The sequence below is a fragment of the Nocardiopsis sp. NPDC006139 genome (assembly GCF_040614155.1).
In the GTDB taxonomy this organism is placed as follows: domain Bacteria; phylum Actinomycetota; class Actinomycetes; order Streptosporangiales; family Streptosporangiaceae; genus Nocardiopsis; species Nocardiopsis changdeensis.
The window spans coordinates 1-17,782 of record NZ_JBEXTT010000020.1 but is presented as its reverse complement, the minus strand read 5'-3'; the positions used below and the strand labels follow the sequence as shown (position 1 = coordinate 17,782).

The window sequence follows — 17,782 nt, the reverse complement described above, 5'->3', positions numbered from 1 at the left end:
TGCACATGCACAAATCCGAACAGTCGGGTGTCGTCCCCCGCGCCGCGGGGGCGTGTCTGGCGGAACTCGACTCCATAGCCGGGGCCTACGTCCGCAGGGTCCGCGAGCTCACCGGCTACGCCGAGACCGTCATCGACGACACGGAGCTGTACGGCACGGCCCGGGCCACGCTCGAACTCCTGCTGGAACTCCTGCGGGGCCGGGACCGCTACGAGGAGCTGCGGGCCCACTCGGTCGAGGTGGGGCGCTCGCGCGCCCGCCGCGGGATCCCCCTGGAGTCGCTGCTGCGCGCCGTGCGCATGGACTTCCGCTTCCTGTGGGAGGCGATGCGCGCCCACGTCCCCGAGCCCGACTTCCCCGCCTTCTCCGAGGACGTCATCTCCATCTGGGAGGCGGTGGAGGTGCACACGACGCACGTGCAGACCGGGTACACCGACGAGATCGCGCGGGTGCGCGCCGAACTGGAGCTGGAGCACGCGTTCCTGCTGCGGCACCTGCTGAGCGGTTCCGGCGCGGACGCGCGCCTGCACGCGCAGGCGGCGCAGGCCCTGGGGCTGCGCGCCGACGGCGTCCACATCGTCGTGGTGGCCGACGGGGACCACGCGCGCGGCTTCAGGGACCGGATCGGCGAGCTCCTGCCCAGGGCGGTCCCGCTCCGTTCGGACGGGGTCGAGTTCGCCCTCGTCCCCGCGGCGGAGGCCACGGGCGCCGCCGGGGCCGAGCTGTCGCGGAGCCCCGTCGGGATCTCGCCGAGCGCCCGCGGCCTCGGGGAGATCGCCCCGATGTGGCGGGTCGCCTGCGAGCTGGCGCCGTGGGCGCGGGAGGGCGCGGCGGCGACGGTCGGGAGCCACTGGACCCGGCTGGCGGGCGCGCGCCTGGGCCCGGTCGCCGAGGCCTTCTCCAAGGACGTCGGGGAGGCGCTCGGGGGGTTCTCCGAGCGGGAGAGGAACCTCCAGATCGAGACGGTCGAGAACTACTTCAGGACCGGCTCGGTCACCGAGGTCGCGCAGCGGATGTTCTGCCACCGCAACACGGTCATCAACCGCCTGCGCAGGTTCGCCGACGCCACCGGCCTCGACGTCTCCCGGCCGGTGGACGCGTCCGCGGCCCAGCTGGCCCTGGCGGGCCTGCGCTAGGACCGGGCAGGAGACCCCGGGGCGCCCCGGCGGGAGGGGTTCCGCGGACCGCGAGCGGGCATCAACGGATCGGCGATCCACCGCCCCCTCACAGGTGATCGTAGGGATGGTGCAATGAGGCTTCACCGGTTCCGTTCTCCGCTGCGCCGCTCACCGGCCCACACGCCCGTCCTCGGACGGGCGGTGGTGGTCGTGCTCGGCCTGGGCGTGCTCGCGGCGGCGCTGTTCGGCGCCGCCGGGCCGTACCAGCAGACCCGGCAGTTCCGCGCGGCCGTGGCGTGCGAGAGGGGTACGGACGACTGCTTCGACAGCGAGGCGGCCACCATCGTCGGCCGGCACACCTACACCACCACCTCGACGTCGACGTACACCGACGCCAACGGCCACACCCACACCAGCACGACCAGGACCACCCACTACGAGGTCACCTGGCAGCGGGCCGACGGTTCCCACCAGACCCGCGACGTGTCGTCGACCTTCTACTCCGAGGCCGAGGAGGGGCATCCGGCCACACTGCGACTCTGGCAGGGAGAGGTCGTCGGCGTGGAGGTGGCGGGCGGCGCGGAGTGGTTCCTGCCGGAGTCCGGCGGGGCGCTCATAGCCTGGTCGTACCTGGCCTTCCTCGGCCTCGGGATCCTGCTGTGGGGGCTGTTCGGCTGGTGGGACGGGTTCTTCATGCTCTGCTTCCGCGCCTTCACCTGGATGTTCATGGGACTGATGCCGGTGGTCATGGTGGTGGACGCCCTGGCCTACGGCATGCCCACCGGGGCCGAGCTCTTCGCGAAGATCCTGGTCACCGTCCTCTTCAGCGGGATCTCCGGCGCAATGCTCGTCGGCTCGCTCGACGACTGGTGATCCCCGCGCCGGACGCCTGCCCGGGCGAGGCCGCCGACCGGCTCCCGGGCCGCCGCTGACAGCCCCGCCACCGCCCCACCTGTTCACCGGTCGCGACCGGACCCGGACCTGCAACGGCGGCACGTCGAGACCGTGGTCGACGCCGTGGTGTCCTCGGTCTGCCTGGAGCCGTCGGTGCGCTCGCACCTGTACTCGATCCCCCGCCGGAGTGCCGTCGAGGTTCCGCGCGCCGAAACCGCGCGGCTCGCAGCCGCCATCCCCCCGGCAGGAGAAGGAGCCGCGCCGGCGGCGGGACGGCCGTGGCCTCTGCCCTCCGCACAGTGTTCAGGTCCCCTCCGGCCGTGTCGCCTTTCGGGCCAGATGCCGCTTGGAGCCCGCGGTCGTCGGCCCCAGCACGGTCCCCGGTGGGAAGGGCGGGAAGGGAAGGGGGGTGACCGGCCGACGGACAGGGGGCACGACGCCGACCTGGTGGTCGTCCTCGTACACGATGCGGCCCGGGTCGTCGGAGGTACTCTCCCGGTGGGAAACCCCGTGGGTAGTGAGGATCCCCCGCAGGGTGTCGATCCGCTCCACGAAATCGCTCCGGGTGCGCACGGACCGCCGGAACCACGTCACCGCTCCCAGCGTGTTCCCGTCCGTGTACAGGGGCGGGACGGGCAGGGCGTCCCGGAACCAGTCGTCGATGTCGAAGTAGAGGTCCTCCTCTGCCTCCGAGAGCATCCCCGCCCGCCGGAGGTGATCGACCGCCACGAAGATCCCCACCTCGACACCCACGCGCCCGACATAGTCCGCGTGCACCCTGAAGAAACTCCTCATCTGCGCGGTATACCCGCGCCCGGCCGAACGGGCGGTGGGAGTGACCTCTTCAGGCCATCTCCCTGACAGACGGTGTGGTGTGCCCTGCGTTTTTCGGAGTCGGTTTTCCGGATCCTGGGACCACGTGGCCCTTGAAGGGGGGCATCGTGGGACGTCGTGGATACCCCGACCAGTTCCGCCGCGAGGTCCTGGACCTGGTCCAGGCCGGACGCGGCGTCGCGGCCGTGGCACGCGATCTGGACATCAGTACCGAGACGATCTACGCCTGGCGGCGCCAGGACCGCATCGACCGAAGCCTGGCCCCGGGCCTGACCAGCGCCGAGAAGACCGAGCTGGCCGCGGCCAACAAGCGCATCGCCGCACTGGAGGCCGAGCCGGCGATCCACCGCCGGGCCAGTGAGCTGCTGGGGAAGGTGGTGACCCCAAAAGACGGTTCGAAGCGATCGCTGTGATGGCCGCCGAGGGCCATCCGGTCCAGGTCGCCGTCCGGGTGCTGGGGGTATCGGAGTCGGGGTTCTACACCTGGCGCGACCGCGGGCCCTCGGCCCGCTCGGTCCGGCACGTGCTGCTCACCGACACCATCCGCCAGATCTACGCCGCGTCCAACGGCGTCCACGGGGTGCGGCGGGTGCACGCCGAACTCACCCGCGGGCGAGGGATGCGGATCTGGCACGGGACGGTGGCGCCGACGACGGTGTGGGCGGCCAGCGCCGACAGGGTGGCCACCCGCGGGTGGTCCGGCGGGGCCGCCGCCGCGGGTCCCGGGCACACACCTGCCCGGGGCCGGTCGAGGGCCTTGGCGGTCTCGTCCCGGCCGATCAGCCCGCGCACCTGCTCCTATTGGTGCCGGTCGGTGTGGGTCGGCCTCCAGTGCGGCGGCGGCCCGAGCCACCGGGCAGGGGGCGGTGCGGTTCGCCTCAGAGCGGATCGCCATCGTCGTGGTCCTTTCGCCATGCGGTACAGCGGGTGCGGTGTCCTCCCAGTGCCGTAGAGCGGGGGCGGCGGATGGTGGTGGTTATGGCAGGTCAGGGGCGTCGGCGACCGGACACGAGAAAAGCCCCGCACCCCGGGGTTTCGGGGTGCGGGGCTTCATGGTGTGGCGGCGAGTGGTGCGCGGAGTCAGCCGGCGGGCTTGAGGAGCTCGAGTCCCACCACGCTGCCCACGATTCCGGCGAGCAGCGCCAGCCGCAGTGCCGTGGCGGGCTCCCCACCCGTGAACATCGGCCACGCCACCGTGAAGGCCGCCCCGAGCCCGGCCCGGACCGCGTAGGCGGTTCCGGTCGGGATCGCCGTCATCGCGCTCTGATGGCAGGGCCGTGACCCGGGCGGCAGTTCGGTGACGGCCGGAGGGCCGACCGCTACCGGTGCACAGCCAGGAACGGCAGTACCACGGCGGCCATCTCGTCGGGTACCTCCTCCGCGAGGTCGTGGCCCGCGTCGAAGACGTGTCCGGTGACGTCGTGCGCCACGAACCGTGCCTGCTCCGCGTTGCGCTCGCCGATGAAGGCGGAGCCGCCGAGCGTCAGGACGGGGATGTCGAGCTTCTTTCGGGCCGCCTCCCGGTTCTGTTCGGCATCGGTGAGCATCGCCCGGTAGACGGCGAGCATGGCGCGGATGCCGCCGGGCAGGGAGTAACAGCGCATGTACTCCTCGATGGCCTCGGGGGTGGCGGTGTCGGGGTGGCTGCGCTCGCTCTTGATCATGTAGGTGATCAGTTCGCGTTCGTGCCCGGAGATCAGCATCTCGGGCACGTCGGGCTGGAAGTAGAAGCCCCGGTGCCACAGGTGCATGCCGGAGACGTTCTCGGGGGTGAGGGCCGTGTGGTCCTCGAAGCCGAAGCCGGGGAGCAGCGCCTCGGCGAAGACGAGGGAGGTGACGTGGTCGCGGTGGCGGGCGGCGAGCTGGTAGCCGATCACCGCGCCCCAGTCCTCGCCGATCACAGCGTAGGTCTCGTGGCCGAGGCGGGCCGCCAGCCCGGCGATGTCGTCACTCATCGTCCCGGAGTCGTAGCCGTCCGCGGGGCGGGCGGAGTCACCGAGACCGCGCAGGTCGGGCACGACGACGGTGTGGTGGGGCGTCAGCTTCGGGACCAGGTGGCGCCAGTGGTAGCCCGTCTTGGGCACGCCGTGCAGCAGCACCACGGCGGGACCGGACCCGGCCGTCCGATAGTGCAGGCTCGTTCCGTTGACGGTGGCACGGCCGGTGCGCATGGGCGCTCCGTCATGGTCGTACATCCTGGGACATCCACTTTCTTGATCGTTCGTTACAGAATGAGGGCATGACAACGCCCGGCCCGGGCTGTGAGGGCCGCGTCAGTCGAGAGCGGTCAGCGCGACGTCGATGAGGGGCTCGAAGGAGCGGTCCGGGGTGATCTTCGAGGAGACCAGCAGGCCGTTGAGGAAGGCGACCAGGAAGGCGGCGACCGTGTGCGGGTCATGGCGCTCGGCGATCTCGCCCCGGTCCCTCGCGGCCCGCAGCACCTCGGTCAGCGCCTCCCGGCTCGCGTCCTGCGTCGCGCACGGTGCGCCGGGTCGCCGCGTCCTGCGGCAGCCTCTCGCAGGCGGCGTTGACGGCCAGGCAGCCCTGACCGCCGCGCTCCACGGCGACGCGGATCCGCTCCGTCAGCAGCGTACGGATCGCCGCGCGAGCGTCCGCCCCCTCCTCCAGAGCACGCAGGGCATCCGCCGCGAGGGTGGCGCGGTAGTGCTCCAGCGCGGCCCGGTACAGGCCGTCCTTGCCACCGAACGCCGCGTACAGAGACCCCTGCCCGATCCCCAGGCGCTGGGTCAGGTCGCGCACCGAGGTCGCCTCGTAGCCACGCGCCCAGAACAGCTCCATGGCGCGGCCCACGGCCGCTTCGGTGTCGAACTCCCGGGTCCTTGCCATGGCCCCACCGCAAACTATCTGGATCGATCGATCAAGAAAGAGTATGCGGCCGGACCAAGCGCTGACTCGAAGACCGACCTCACGGCACTCACCGCCGGCGTCCCGGCGATAGCGCGGAACTCGCGCATGAGCAGTTCGTACGCGCCGACCAGCGTGAAGGACGGCCAGGTGTGGATGATCCGCGACCACCAGGAAGGCTCCGGCACGATCGCTTCTTCCGCGTGCGATCGAGGAGCTCTCCCAGGGTCGGGAGTGACGGGGGGGTGGCGGGAGACGCGAACGTCTCCCAACGCTCCCACCACGGCGGAGGGCCCCGCCGGGCCCTCCGGGCCGTGCGGACGCCCGGCCCGCGGGGTCAGGGCCGGACGCCGTCGACCTCTTCGTGGTAGGTGCGGCGGGTGCGCTCGGTGTGCTCGCTCATGAGCAGGCGGGCGCGGGCCGCGTCGCCCTGCTCGATGACCTCGACCAGCTGCTCGTGCTCGTCCCAGGAGGCCGAGCCCCGGATGCCGGCGACGGGTGCGTAGTACCAGCGGACCCGGCGGTCCACCTGGGCGGCCAGTTCGGCCAGCACCCGGTTGCCGGAGGCCTCGGTGACGGCCCGGTGGAAGTCGGCGTTGGCCTGGACCACGGCTTCGGTGTCCGCGTGTCCGGTGGCCGCCCGGCCCGCGGAGACGAGCTCGCGCAGGTGCCGGATCTGCTCGGGCGAGGCGTGCTCGGCGGCGAGCCTGGCGGACTCGGCCTCCAGCATCGCGCGGACGGCCAGGAGCTGGTCGGCCTCGCTCTCGGTGGGCGTGTGCACGAACGCGCCGTAGCCGGGCCGCAGGTCCACCCAGCCCTCGTTGCTGAGCCGCTGCATGGCCTCGCGGACCGGCTGGCGCGACACGCCGAGGGTCCCGGCCAGCTCGGTCTCGACCAGGTGCTGGCCGGGTGAGAGCGCACGGGTGGTGATGAGGTCGAGGATGGCCTCGTAGACGGACTCCCGCAACGGAACCGGGCGCTGGATCCGTCCTGCGACGGCGTTCAATCCCTGCGAGGACATGAGGAGTCTCCAGATTCCGGCTGCGTGGTCGGGTTCACTGTAGACAGTCTACGAAGTGCAGAGGGTCCACGGGTCATCGGGGCGTCCCGACGAGTTCGACGAGTCCCGGCGTGCGGGCGGGCGGGACGACCGCGAACGCGTCGGCCACGGCGGCCGCGCGCAGGTCGGCGGAGCCGCTGGAGGGCAGCTCCACTGCGAGGTCGCGGCTCACGCGCACCGGGACCAGCCGCACGTCGGAGGCGTGGGGACGGGTCTCGCCGATGAGCCGGGCCCGCTGCCCGGTGTGGGCCGGGTCGCGCCGGCCCGCCCGGCCGCTCAGCGCGGGGACGAGCAGGGTGAGGGCGGCGACGAGGGCCGCGCCGGGGTTGCCCGGCAGCCCCACGACCACGGCGCCGGAGGGCAGGACCGCCAGGGCCTGCGGGTGGCCGGGGCGGCAAGCCACCCCGTCGACCACGAACCGCGCGCCGAGGCCGGTCAGCGCCGCGCGCAGGTGGTCGGCCGGACCCTTCGACGAGGAGCCGCAGACCGCGACCAGGTCGGTCCCCGACGCCTCGTCCAGTGCCCGCTCCAGGTCCTCCCGCCGGTCCGCCAGCAGCTCCGGGGGCGCGCACGCGCCGCCGGCCCAGGCCACCAGCCCGGGCAGCACGGGGCCGATCGCGTCGCGCACCGCCCCGGGGCGCGGGACGCCCTCGCGCACCACCTCGTCGCCGGTGACCAGGACGCGGACCCGGGGGCGGAGCACCGGCAGGGCGTCCCGCCCCAGGCCCGCGGCCAGGCCCAGGAGCGCGGGGGTGACGGGGCTCCCGGCGCGTGCGACCACCGTCCCGGCCGGGGTGGTCTCGCCCCGCAGTCGCAGGTGCTCCCCCGGCTCGGTCGCACCGCTCAGGAGCCCCGCGCCCCCCGGTCCCGGCGCGCCGCCCCGGTCTCCGGCGGCCGCCGCCGGGGCGGCCCCTTCCGGCCCGGCCGGAGCCAGGGTGGCGCGCTCGTAGGGGAGGACGGAGGTGGTGCCGTCCGGAGCGATGGCACCCGTGGCTATCTCCACCGCCTCCCCCGCGTTGAGGCGGGCGACGGGCCCGCGGTGTCCGGCCAGTGCCCGGCCCAGGACGGTCCAGGGCCCCTCGCCGCAGACGGCGTAGCCGTCCATGGCGGCGCTGTCCAGGACGGGGACGTCGACCGCGGAGACGAGGTCGGCCCCGAGCGTGGAGCCGAGGGCCGCGGAGAGCGGCACCTCCTCCACGGGCGTGGTGCCCTCGGCGCCGGCCTCGCGCGCCAGCTCGCGGGCGCGGTGCCAGGGTGTCGGCGCGTGGCCCCGCCGACGGCCGTGGAGACGAAGAACCAGAGAAGTTTCCGGGGCGACCGAGTCGGGCATTCCTTCTCTCCCTGCCGAGGTGAGGAGACGAACACCACAAAGCATACTGTATACAGTATGGTAAATGGAAGGAGTTCCCATGCGCATCGCCGTCCTCGGCGCCGGAGCGATCGGCGCCTACGCGGGCGCCGCACTGCACCGCGGCGGAGCCGATGTCCACCTCATAGCCCGCAACGAGCACCTGCGGGCCCTGCGCGAGCGGGGCGTCCGGGTGCTCAGCCCCCGCGGCGACTTCACCGCGCACCCCCACGCCACGGACGACCCCGGCGAGGTCGGCCCCGTGGACATCGTCCTGCTCGGCCTCAAGGCCCAGCACTACGCCGCGTGCGGCCCGCTGCTGCGCCCGCTTCTGGGCCCGTCCACCGCCGTGGTCGCCGCGCAGAACGGCATCCCCTGGTGGTACTTCCACGGGATCGGGGGGCCGTTCGCCGGCCGGAGGATCGAGAGCGTGGACCCGGGCGGCGCGGTCAGCCGGGCGATCCCGGTCGAGCGCGCCATCGGCTGCGTGGTCTACGCGGCCACCGAGATCGTCGAGCCGGGGGTGGTCCGGCACATCGAGGGCACCCGGTTCTCCATCGGCGAGCCCGACCGCTCCGACTCCCAGCGCTGCCGCGACCTGTCCGCGGCGATGGTGGCCGGCGGGCTGAAGTGCCCGGTCGAGCCCGACCTGCGCGTGGACATCTGGGTGAAGCTGATGGGCAACATCGTCTTCAACCCGCTCAGCGCGCTCACCCGCTCGACCATGGCGCAGATCTGCCGCCACCGCTCGACCCGGGACATGGCCCGCACCATGATGAACGAGACCCTGGACGTGGCCGCCCGGCTGGGCGTGCACCCCGACATCTCGGTCGAACGCAGGCTCGCGGGCGCGGAGCGGACCGGCGACCACCGGACCTCCACCCTCCACGACCTGGAACGGGGCCGGCCCATGGAGCTGGACGTCATCCTGTCCGCCGTGGTCGAGCTGGCCGACCTCACCGGCGCCCCCGTGCCCACCCTCCGCGCGGTCGACGCCGTGGCCGGCCTCCTGAACCAGAGGGTCTCCGAGCCCGCCCCCGCCTAGCCCTCCGACCCCGGAGCCGGCACCCGCGGCCCCTCCCGGACCGCCCTTTCCCCGGACCGCCCATTGCCGCGGCCTTCAACATTGCATACAGTATTCTCTCCAAGGCCACGAACTCCAAGCGAGGCCACATGCGTCGTTCCGAAGACTTCTCAGCCCCCTATGACCGCCTCACCACTCCCCTGGTCCGCGAACACGGCGAGCTGCGCCCGGCCTCCTGGGAGGAGGCCCTGGACCGCGCCGCGGCCGGGTTCCGCCAGGGCATCGAACGCCACGGGCCCGACTCCTTCGGCATGCTCTCCTGCGCCAGGGCCACCAACGAGATGAACTTCATCGCGCAGAAGTTCACGCGCGTCGTCGTCGGCACCAACAACGTCGACTCCTGCAACCGCACCTGCCACGCGCCCAGCGTCGCGGGCCTGGCCGCCGCCTTCGGGTCCGGCGGCGGCACCTCCTCCTACGCGGAGATCGAGGACACCGACCTCATCGTCATCTGGGGCGGCAACCCGCGGTTCGCGCACCCGATCTTCTTCCAGCACGTGCTCAAGGGCGTGCGCAACGGGGCCCGGCTCTTCGTCGTGGACCCCCGGCGGACGTCCACCGCCGAATGGGCCGACCGCTGGCTCGGCCTCAACGTGGGCACCGACATCCCGCTGGCGCACGCGATCGGCCGGGAGATCCTGCACGCGGGGCTCGCCAACGAGTCCTTCATCGAGCGCGCCACCAGCGGCATCGACGAGTACCGCGCCCTGGTGGAGCCGTGGACGCTCGCCGCGGCCTCGGCCGAGACCGGCGTGCCCGCAGAGGCCATCCGCGAGCTCGCCCACACCTACGCCCGCGCCGAGCGCGCCCAGCTGTGCTGGACCCTCGGCATCACCGAACACCACAACGCGACCGACAACGTGCGCGCGCTCATCAACCTGTCCCTGCTGACCGGGCACGTGGGCAGGTACGGCTCCGGGCTCAACCCGCTGCGCGGCCAGAACAACGTGCAGGGCGGCGGCGACATGGGCGCCATCCCCGACCGGCTGGTCGGCTTCCAGGACATCCTGGACCCCGAGGTCCGGGCGCCGTTCGAGCGCGCCTGGGGCCGCCCCATCCAGGGGCGCAAGGGCCTGAACCTGACCCAGATGTTCGAGGCGATGGAGGAGGGCGAGCTCAAGACCCTCTACGTCATCGGCGAGAACCCCGTGCAGTCCGAGCCCGAGACGCACAAGACCACCGCCCGGCTGCAGGCCCTGGACCACCTGGTGGTGCAGGACATCTTCCTCACCCGCACCGCCGAGCTCGCCGACGTCGTGCTCCCCGCGAGCGCCGCCTGGTGCGAGTCGGACGGCACCTTCACCAACAGCGAGCGGCGCGTCCAGCTGGTGCGCAAGGCCCTGGACCCGCCGGAGGGCGCCAGGGACGACATCGAGATCATGTGCGAGCTGGCCAACCGGCTCGGCCACGAGTGGGAGCGCCCGGCGGCGGAGGAGATCTGGGACGAGGTGCGCTCGCTGTCCCCCATGCACCGGGGCATGACCTACGCGCGCCTGGCCGAGCTGGACGGCATCCAGTGGCCCTGCTACTCCGAGGACAGGGTGGAGCCGAGCTATCTGCACTCCCGCCTGTGGTCCAAGGACCCGGCGCTGCGGGGCGACCCCGCGCCGTTCGGGATCGTGGGCCACTCGCCGCCGGTGGACCTGCTGGACGAGGACTTCCCGTTCCGGCTCACCACCGGCCGCCGCCTGGACGACTACAACACCGGGGTGCAGACCGGGGGGTTCTCCTCGCCCCTGCGGCGCGGTGAGCTGCTGGACCTGTCCCCGGAGGACGCGGCCAAGCTCGGGATCGAGGACGGCGAGACGGTCCGCGTGACCTCCCGCCGCGGCTCGGTCCTGGTCCCGGCCTCGATCACCGAGTCCATGCGGCCGGGCCTGGTGTTCATGACCTTCCACTTCCCGCACCAGGTCGACACCCAGCTGCTGACCATCGACGCCACCGACCCCATCGCGGGGACCGCCGAGTACAAGGCGGCCGCCGTGCGGATCGAGCGCCTCGGCCCCCGGACCCCGGCCGAGCGCAGGGACGCCCCGGACGGGGCGCTCCGCTAGCCCGGGAGGGCGAAGGGTGGACCGTCTCCCAGCCCCCTGGCGGGACGGTCCACCCCGTGTCCGTTCGACCGGACGCCCGGAGCGACCGCCTCCGCCGACGGATTCGCATCGGTGACGAGGGTTGTCAATCCGGAACTCCCATCCTACTGTCTTCTGTATACAGAATCCTGTGATCTGTCTTACACGATTGAGGTGATCCGGGCGTGGACCTGCGACTTCTGGACGAGGCGGCCACCGAAGCCGAACGCGACGCCGTCGACTCACTCCTGGGCACGCCCGAATCCGGCTGGGACGGCGGGACGCGCCGGGACTCCGACCTGCGCTACGCCAGGGGCGGCCACGCCGCCCGCGACCGGCGCGACCTGCTCCTGCCCGCCCTGCACGCGGTCAACGACCGGGTGGGCTGGATCAGCCGGGGCGCGCTCAACCACATCTGCCGCAGACTCACCGTCCCCCCGGCCGAGGCCTACGCCGTCGCCTCCTTCTACGCGATGTTCGCCCTGCACGAGCGCCCCCGGAGGGTCGTGCACCTGTGCACCGACATCGCCTGCGCGGCGGCGGGCTCGGGCGCGCTGCGCGACCGGCTGGCCGAGCGCCTGGGCCCTCCCGGAGCCGCTTCGGAGGCCGCCGGCCCCGACGCTCCCCCCGTCACCTGGCACGAGAGCCCGTGCCTGGGCATGTGCGAGCGCGCCCCCGCGGCGCTCTCCCTCCAGGCCGGGGCGCCGGCCCGGTACGCGGTCGCGGCCCCGGCCACCCCCGACGGGCTCGACTCGCTCACCGAGGGCGCGCCCCGCGGGGAGGAGCCGACCAACGGCCACCGCCCCCACGGCCCCGGGACCGCCCACCCCACCACCTTCCACCCCGAGCCCCTGCCCGGCGCCTCCCCCGAGCCCCGCCCCGAGGACGCCGTCCCCGACGCGGGCTCCCCCGACCACGTCCTCCTGCGCCGGATCGGCCGTGTGGACCCGCTCAGCCTCGACGACTACCGCTCCGCGGGCGGGTACGCCGCACTGCGCGAGGCCCTGCGGCTCGGCCCCGCCGGGGTGATCCGGGAGGTCACCGACTCCGGCCTGGTCGGCCGGGGCGGGGCGGCCTTCCCCACCGGGCGCAAGTGGAACGCCACCGCCCAGCAGCCGGACACCCCGCACTACCTGGTGTGCAACGCCGACGAGAGCGAGCCGGGAACCTTCAAGGACCGCGTCCTCATGGAGGGCGACCCCTTCTCCGTCGTCGAGGCCATGACCATCGCCGGGTACGCGATCGGGGCGCGCACCGGCTACCTCTACATCCGGGGCGAGTACCCCCGGGCCCTGCTGCACCTGGAGAACGCCATATCCCTGGCCCGGGAGCGCGGGCTGCTCGGCACCGACATCATGGGGTCGGGCTTCTCCTTCGACATCGAGATCCGGCGCGGCGCGGGCGCCTACATCTGCGGCGAGGAGACCGCGATCTTCGGCTCCATCGAGGGGCAGCGCGGCGAGCCCCGCACCAAACCGCCGTTCCCGGTGGAGAAGGGCCTGTTCGGCAAGCCGACCACCGTGAACAACGTGGAGACCCTGGTCAACGTCCTGCCCGTGCTGCTGATGGGCGGACCGGCGTACGCGGCCGTGGGCACCTCCGGGTCCACGGGCCCCAAGCTGTTCTGCCTGTCGGGCGGGGTGCGCCGCCCCGGCCTGTACGAGCTGCCCTTCGGGGCCACCCTGGGCGACCTGATCGAGGCCGCGGGCGGGCCGCCCGAGGGGCGCTCGATCAGGGCCGTGCTCCTGGGCGGGGCCGCCGGCACCTTCGTCCGGGCCGACGAACTGGACATCCCGCTGACCTTCGAGGGGGCGCGCGCCGCCGGGGCGTCCCTGGGCTCGGGCGTGGTGCTGGTCCTGGACGACACCGCCGACCTGCCCGCGATCCTGGCACGCGTGGCCGCCTTCTTCCGCGACGAGTCCTGCGGCCAGTGCGTCCCCTGCCGGGTCGGCACGGTGCGGCAGGAGGAGTCCCTGCTGCGGCTGCGCGCGGGGGCCTCCCCCGCCAAGGAGATCCCGCTGCTGCGCGAGGTCGGGCGGGCGATGCGGGACGCGTCGATCTGCGGCCTGGGCCAGACCGCCTGGAACGCCGTGGAATCCGCGATCGACCGGCTGGGCCTGTACTCCGAGGACGGCCCCGCGACCGAGACCCCCGCCCCCGGCGGCACAGCAACCCCAGCCCCGGGCGACCGGGCTGCGACCGAGGAGGCCCGATGACCGTCCCCGTACTCCTGCCCGCCCCCAAGAGGCTGATCGACGCGACCATCGACGGCGAGGCCGTCCGCGTGCCGGAGGGCACCACCGTGCTCGAGGCCTGCGCCGCGGCCGGGACCGAGGTGCCCACGCTCTGCTACGGCGACACGCTCACACCGCGCAACGCCTGCCGGGTGTGCGTGGTGGAGGTGGAGGGCGCCCGCACCCTCGCCCCGGCCTGCTCCCGCAAGCTGGAGGCCGGGATGAGCGTGTCCACCGACTCCGAGCGGGTGCGGCACAGCCGCAAGCTGGTCCTGGAACTGCTGGGCTCGTCGGTGGACCTGTCCACCACGCCCCAGATCGCCGAGTGGATGGAGCGCTACGAGGCGGACCCGGACCGGTTCGGCCCCCGGGCCGAACCGGCCGCGCTCGGGGTCCGCGACGCCCGGCACGCGGGCGAGCACCGGCCCGGCGACGGCTCGGTGGCCGAGACCGTGGAGCAGCCCGCCAAGGTGGACAACGACCTCTACGTGCGCGACTACTCGAAGTGCATCATGTGCTACAAGTGCGTGGACGCCTGCGGCGACCAGTGGCAGAACACGTTCGCGATCGGGGTGGCCGGGCGCGGGTTCGACGCCCGCATCTCCACCGAGCACGACGTGGAGCTGCCCGATTCGGCCTGCGTGTACTGCGGGAACTGCATCGAGGTCTGCCCGACCGGGGCGCTGTCGTTCACCACGGAGTTCGAGATGCGCAAGGCCGGCACCTGGGACGAGGAGCGCCAGACCGAGACGACCACGGTGTGCACCTACTGCGGGGTCGGGTGCAACGTGACCCTGCACGTGCAGGACAACCGGATCGTCAAGGTGTCGTCCCCGCACGACAACCCGGTGACGCACGGCAACCTGTGCATCAAGGGCAGGTTCGGCTTCCAGCACGTGCAGCGGCGCGGCGACGGCTGACCCGCGGGCGGAGGCCGGCCCCCGGGGCGGCGGTCCGGCCTCCGCACCGATTTGACGCTTCGTCCCCTCGACATCGAATGTCGGGAGGAGTAGACCAGTAGACGGCTCGGACGCCGGAAGGCGGTGGTGGGGCATGGGACGGGTGACCGCCCGTGAGAAGGTCCTCCGGATCAGGGAGGGTGTCGGAAGCGAACGCGTGGACACCTTGGTCGTGGAGGAGCCGCTGGAGATCAGGCTGGACGGCTCCCCGCTGAGCGTCACCATGCGCACCCCCGGGAACGACTTCGACCTCGCCGCCGGGTTCCTGGTGGGCGAGGGGGTGGTGTCCGAGGGCCCGCAGGTCACCGCCATCCGCTACTGCGCCGGGGCCACCGAGGACGGGTCCAACACCTACAACGTGCTGGACGTGTCCCTGGCCCCCGGGGTGCCTCTCCCCGACACCTCACTGGAGCGCAACTTCTACACCACCTCCTCGTGCGGGCTGTGCGGCAAGGCCGGCCTGGACGCCGTGCGCACCAAGGCGCGGTGGTCGGTGGCCGACGACGGCCTGCGGGTCAGCGTCTCCACCCTCACCGGGCTCCCGGACCGCCTGCGCGAGGCCCAGCGGGTGTTCGACCGCACCGGCGGGCTGCACGCGGCCGGGCTGTTCACCGCCGAGGGCGAGCTGCTGGCCCTGCGCGAGGACGTGGGGCGGCACAACGCGGTGGACAAGCTGGTCGGCTGGGCGCTGCGCTCCGGGCGGCTCCCGCTGCGCGGAACCGTGCTCATGGTGTCCGGGCGCGCCTCCTTCGAGCTGGTCCAGAAGGCGTGGATGGCGGGCATCCCCATGATGGCCGCCGTCTCGGCCCCCTCGTCCCTCGCCGTCGAACTGGCCGCGGAGGCGGGCATGACGCTCGTCGGCTTCCTGCGCGGCAGTTCCATGAACGTCTACAGCGGAAGGGACCGCGTTCTCCTGGAGAGGGCGCTCACCGCGCCCTCGGCGGCCCCAGGGGCTGCGCACCCTCCGCACCGGTAGGCGCGGCCCTGGCCGGTGCGTTCCAGCCCCCCGTACCGCCCAGGGCCGATACCGGACCTCCGCGAGGCCGCTCGAACATTCGAGCGGCCTCGCGGCACGTCGGGGCCCGGGGCGCGCCCCCGTCCTCCGCGTCCCTCCGTGCGCCCCGGTCCGGTGCCCGCCCCGGCCGGCGCGGGCGCCGGACCGGGACGGACGGTGGCCGGGCCCCTAATGGACGGCGCCCTCCCATCCCCGGGGACGGAGCGTGTAGTGCGGGAAGTTGCCGGGCGGCCGCTCGTCGGCGGGCCCCCGGGTGACCGCGTGCACGAGGAGCCCGCCCCCGACGAAGGCCCCGCGCCAGGAGTCGCCCAGGCCGCCGAACAGCTCGTCGCGGTCGCCGCGCGAGCGGGGGCGGTTGACGCCGACCTTGAAGGCCCGCACGCCGGCCGCCAGGCGTGCGGCCGTGTCGGTGTCGTCGCAGGAGAGCGTGGCGACCAGGGCGCCGTTGCTGGCGTTCATCGCCGCCATGAGCTCGGCCTCGGTGTCGACCAGCACGACCGAGTCGACCGGCCCGAAGGGCTCGGCGTGGAAGAGCGGGGAGGACCTCGGCGGCTCCAGCAGGGCCACGGGCGCCATGTAGGCGTCGGTGTTCTGGCCGGGGAGCAGCAGGGCGTCGGACAGGGACCCGCGGTACAGGGGCACCGCCCCGCCCGCGACGGCCTCCGCCACCCGGTCGTTGAGCTCCTTGGCCTTGGCCGCGTTGATCAGCGGCCCGAAGTCGAGTTCGGGCAGGTCGTCCCCGGGGTCGGCGACCGCGAGCGGGTGGCCGAACCGCACCCCCGCCGCCGCGGCCAGGTACGCCTGGAGGAAGTCGGCGAAGCGGGACCTCTGCACCACGAACCGGGGGTAGGCGGTGCAGCGCTGCTTGGCGTAGTCGAAGGTCTTGCGGATCTGGCCGGAGAGGGTGTCCCAGTCGTCGTACTCCCAGACCCCCCAGCAGTTCAGCCCCTCCTGTTCCAGGATGTGGGGCCGGTCCAGGTCCGCCAGGTCGGCGGCGACCCGGCCGCCGGTGTCGCGGCCGCCGACGAAGGACACGCAGCCGATCTCCGGGCTGCGGACCAGTGCCGGGGAGAGGTCTCTGCCGCCCCCGCCGACCAGGGTGAACGGGAGGCCCTCCGCCACCGCCAGGGCGACGGCGAGGGTGAGGCACACGAGCCCGCCGTCGGTGGGCGTCTTGGCGATCACCCCGTTGCCCGCGAGGGCCTGCACGCACATGGCGTGCGCCAGGACGCTCATGGGGTAGTTCCAGCTGGCGATGTTGCTGACGGGCCCCTCCAGCGGCCGCCTCCCGTCCAGCATCCCGTCGATCTCGTCCAGGTACCACTCCACACCGGAGATGGCGCGGTCGACGTCCTGGCGGGCCAGCCGCCAGGGCTTGCCGATCTCCCAGACCAGCGCCAGGGCCAGGGTGTCCCGGTGCTCGCTCCAGGACCGGACCGCGGCGCGGACGCGGGAGCGCCGTTCCTCGAGAGGGACGCGGGTCCAGGCGCGGTGCTCGATCGCGGCCGCCGCCACGGCCCGGGCCGCGGTGGAGGTGTCGAGCATGGGCGGCCCGGCGATCTCGGTGCCGTCCACCGGGGAGTAGGAGGTGCGCGGCCGCCCGTCGGCGCGCCAGCGGCCGCCCCAGCGGTTGTGCACCCGGTCGGGCCCGAAGGCCTCCGGGGCGATCTCGCGGCAGCGGGCGTACAGGGCCGCCCACTCCGTACCGGGTTTCAGGGTCGTCGCCGTCATGCGGTCGCGGGCGCCTCCGCCGCAGCGGAGCCGTCCCCCTCCTCTCGGTCTTCGGCGGCCGCCAGGGCGGCCCGGACGAGCCCTGCGGTCTCGGTGGGGGTTCTACCGACCTTGACGCCGGCGGCCTCCAACGCCTCCTTCTTCGCGGCCGCGGTCCCCGAGGAACCCGACACGATCGCGCCCGCATGCCCCATGGTCTTGCCCTCGGGCGCAGTGAACCCCGCCACGTACCCGACCACCGGCTTGGACACGTTCTCCTTGATGAACGCCGCCGCCCGCTCCTCGGCGTCCCCGCCGATCTCACCGATCATCACGATCACGTCGGTGTCCGGGTCGGCCTCGAACGCCGCCAGCGCGTCGATGTGCGTGGTCCCGATGATCGGGTCCCCGCCGATACCCACCGCCGAGGAGAAGCCGATGTCGGCCAGCTCGTACATCATCTGATAGGTCAGCGTCCCGGACTTGGACACCAACCCGATCCGGCCCGGCTTGGTGATGGTCGCCGGGATGATGCCCGCGTTCGACTGGCCCGGGGTGATCAGACCCGGGCAGTTCGGGCCGATGATCC

General features: G+C 73.3%; 17 protein-coding genes and 1 pseudogene. 8 read left to right on the top strand and 10 right to left on the bottom strand.

Going from position 1 to position 17,782, the window contains the following annotated elements:
- The first annotated feature begins 5 nt into the window (after window positions 1-5).
- On the top strand, window positions 6-1,136 hold the full coding sequence (locus tag ABZ249_RS23765) for a helix-turn-helix domain-containing protein (RefSeq protein ID WP_355266710.1): 1,131 nt from the start codon (window positions 6-8) through the stop codon (window positions 1,134-1,136).
- A 114-nt stretch (window positions 1,137-1,250) separates the two neighbouring features.
- Entirely contained in the window at window positions 1,251-1,991 is a 741-nt protein-coding gene (locus ABZ249_RS23760) for a hypothetical protein (RefSeq protein WP_355266707.1), read from the top strand.
- Window positions 1,992-2,315: 324 nt separating this feature from the next.
- On the opposite strand, the gene ABZ249_RS23755 is transcribed toward ABZ249_RS23760, so the two are convergent.
- On the bottom strand, window positions 2,316-2,789 hold the full coding sequence (locus ABZ249_RS23755) for a hypothetical protein (RefSeq protein WP_355266704.1): 474 nt from the start codon (window positions 2,787-2,789) through the stop codon (window positions 2,316-2,318).
- Window positions 2,790-2,953: 164 nt separating this feature from the next.
- Between ABZ249_RS23755 and ABZ249_RS23750 the strand changes: the two genes are divergently transcribed.
- The gene (locus ABZ249_RS23750; RefSeq protein WP_355266701.1) at window positions 2,954-3,259 is read left to right on the top strand and encodes a transposase; all 306 of its coding nucleotides are present in this window, start codon (window positions 2,954-2,956) and stop codon (window positions 3,257-3,259) included.
- 139 nt (window positions 3,260-3,398) lie between these two features.
- Here ABZ249_RS23750 and ABZ249_RS23745 read toward each other — a convergent pair whose 3' ends face one another.
- From ABZ249_RS23745 to ABZ249_RS23715, 7 genes are all read right to left on the bottom strand, one after another.
- Complete coding sequence (locus tag ABZ249_RS23745) at window positions 3,399-3,638, bottom strand: hypothetical protein (RefSeq protein WP_355266698.1); 240 nt, start codon at window positions 3,636-3,638, stop codon at window positions 3,399-3,401.
- A 288-nt stretch (window positions 3,639-3,926) separates the two neighbouring features.
- Entirely contained in the window at window positions 3,927-4,103 is a 177-nt protein-coding gene (locus ABZ249_RS23740) for a hypothetical protein (RefSeq protein ID WP_355266695.1), read from the bottom strand.
- Window positions 4,104-4,165: 62 nt separating this feature from the next.
- Complete coding sequence (locus ABZ249_RS23735) at window positions 4,166-5,017, bottom strand: alpha/beta fold hydrolase (RefSeq protein WP_355266693.1); 852 nt, start codon at window positions 5,015-5,017, stop codon at window positions 4,166-4,168.
- Window positions 5,018-5,119: 102 nt separating this feature from the next.
- Window positions 5,120-5,287, bottom strand: a complete 168-nt coding sequence (locus ABZ249_RS23730; RefSeq protein WP_355266690.1) for a hypothetical protein — start codon at window positions 5,285-5,287, stop codon at window positions 5,120-5,122.
- Window positions 5,241-5,693, bottom strand: coding sequence for a helix-turn-helix domain-containing protein (locus tag ABZ249_RS23725; RefSeq protein ID WP_355266687.1), 453 nt, complete (start codon window positions 5,691-5,693; stop codon window positions 5,241-5,243). Before ABZ249_RS23725 ends, ABZ249_RS23730 begins: the two co-directional genes overlap by 47 nt.
- Window positions 5,694-6,048: 355 nt before the next feature.
- Window positions 6,049-6,732, bottom strand: a complete 684-nt coding sequence (locus ABZ249_RS23720; protein WP_355266684.1) for a GntR family transcriptional regulator — start codon at window positions 6,730-6,732, stop codon at window positions 6,049-6,051.
- Between the two features lie 73 nt (window positions 6,733-6,805).
- Window positions 6,806-8,101, bottom strand: coding sequence for a molybdopterin-binding protein (locus ABZ249_RS23715; RefSeq protein ID WP_355266681.1), 1,296 nt, complete (start codon window positions 8,099-8,101; stop codon window positions 6,806-6,808).
- A 79-nt stretch (window positions 8,102-8,180) separates the two neighbouring features.
- Here ABZ249_RS23715 and ABZ249_RS23710 point away from each other — a divergent pair, with 79 nt between their 5' ends.
- The 5 genes from ABZ249_RS23710 (at window position 8,181) to fdhD (ending at window position 15,444) form a co-directional block, all read left to right on the top strand.
- Window positions 8,181-9,164: a 2-dehydropantoate 2-reductase gene (locus ABZ249_RS23710; RefSeq protein WP_355266677.1), complete on the top strand. Its 984-nt coding sequence runs from the start codon at window positions 8,181-8,183 to the stop codon at window positions 9,162-9,164.
- A gap of 128 nt (window positions 9,165-9,292) precedes the next feature.
- The gene (locus ABZ249_RS23705; RefSeq protein WP_355266674.1) at window positions 9,293-11,257 is read left to right on the top strand and encodes a molybdopterin-dependent oxidoreductase; all 1,965 of its coding nucleotides are present in this window, start codon (window positions 9,293-9,295) and stop codon (window positions 11,255-11,257) included.
- A 203-nt stretch (window positions 11,258-11,460) separates the two neighbouring features.
- Complete coding sequence (locus tag ABZ249_RS23700) at window positions 11,461-13,491, top strand: NAD(P)H-dependent oxidoreductase subunit E (protein ID WP_355266671.1); 2,031 nt, start codon at window positions 11,461-11,463, stop codon at window positions 13,489-13,491.
- Entirely contained in the window at window positions 13,488-14,429 is a 942-nt protein-coding gene (locus tag ABZ249_RS23695) for a 2Fe-2S iron-sulfur cluster-binding protein (protein ID WP_355266668.1), read from the top strand. Before ABZ249_RS23700 ends, ABZ249_RS23695 begins: the two co-directional genes overlap by 4 nt.
- A gap of 133 nt (window positions 14,430-14,562) precedes the next feature.
- A complete protein-coding gene (gene fdhD / locus ABZ249_RS23690) occupies window positions 14,563-15,444 on the top strand; it encodes a formate dehydrogenase accessory sulfurtransferase FdhD (protein ID WP_355266665.1) in 882 nt (293 codons plus the stop codon).
- A gap of 207 nt (window positions 15,445-15,651) precedes the next feature.
- Here the strand turns inward: fdhD and ABZ249_RS23685 are convergent, their stop codons facing one another.
- Together ABZ249_RS23685 and ABZ249_RS23680 are read right to left on the bottom strand one after the other, a co-directional pair.
- Window positions 15,652-17,214 (bottom strand): aldehyde dehydrogenase family protein, encoded by a 1,563-nt coding sequence (locus ABZ249_RS23685; RefSeq protein WP_355266662.1) that lies wholly within the window; start codon window positions 17,212-17,214, stop codon window positions 15,652-15,654.
- Window positions 17,211-17,782, bottom strand: a pseudogene (locus ABZ249_RS23680) (succinate--CoA ligase subunit alpha); the annotation flags it as partial. The pseudogene ABZ249_RS23680 and the gene ABZ249_RS23685, both read right to left, overlap by 4 nt.

Bases quoted from the DNA above. Each gene is read 5' to 3' on its own strand.
- ABZ249_RS23765 (WP_355266710.1), top strand. From the start codon at position 6: ATGCACAAATCCGAACAGTCGGGTGTCGTCCCCCGCGCCGCGGGGGCG.
- ABZ249_RS23760 (WP_355266707.1), top strand. From the start codon at position 1,251: ATGAGGCTTCACCGGTTCCGTTCTCCGCTGCGCCGCTCACCGGCCCAC.
- ABZ249_RS23740 (WP_355266695.1), bottom strand. From the start codon at position 4,103: ATGACGGCGATCCCGACCGGAACCGCCTACGCGGTCCGGGCCGGGCTC.
- ABZ249_RS23735 (WP_355266693.1), bottom strand. From the start codon at position 5,017: ATGCGCACCGGCCGTGCCACCGTCAACGGAACGAGCCTGCACTATCGG.
- ABZ249_RS23725 (WP_355266687.1), bottom strand. From the start codon at position 5,693: ATGGCAAGGACCCGGGAGTTCGACACCGAAGCGGCCGTGGGCCGCGCC.
- ABZ249_RS23720 (WP_355266684.1), bottom strand. From the start codon at position 6,732: ATGTCCTCGCAGGGATTGAACGCCGTCGCAGGACGGATCCAGCGCCCG.
- ABZ249_RS23715 (WP_355266681.1), bottom strand. From the start codon at position 8,101: ATGCCCGACTCGGTCGCCCCGGAAACTTCTCTGGTTCTTCGTCTCCAC.
- ABZ249_RS23710 (WP_355266677.1), top strand. From the start codon at position 8,181: ATGCGCATCGCCGTCCTCGGCGCCGGAGCGATCGGCGCCTACGCGGGC.
- ABZ249_RS23705 (WP_355266674.1), top strand. From the start codon at position 9,293: ATGCGTCGTTCCGAAGACTTCTCAGCCCCCTATGACCGCCTCACCACT.
- ABZ249_RS23695 (WP_355266668.1), top strand. From the start codon at position 13,488: ATGACCGTCCCCGTACTCCTGCCCGCCCCCAAGAGGCTGATCGACGCG.
- fdhD (WP_355266665.1), top strand. From the start codon at position 14,563: ATGGGACGGGTGACCGCCCGTGAGAAGGTCCTCCGGATCAGGGAGGGT.
- ABZ249_RS23685 (WP_355266662.1), bottom strand. From the start codon at position 17,214: ATGACGGCGACGACCCTGAAACCCGGTACGGAGTGGGCGGCCCTGTAC.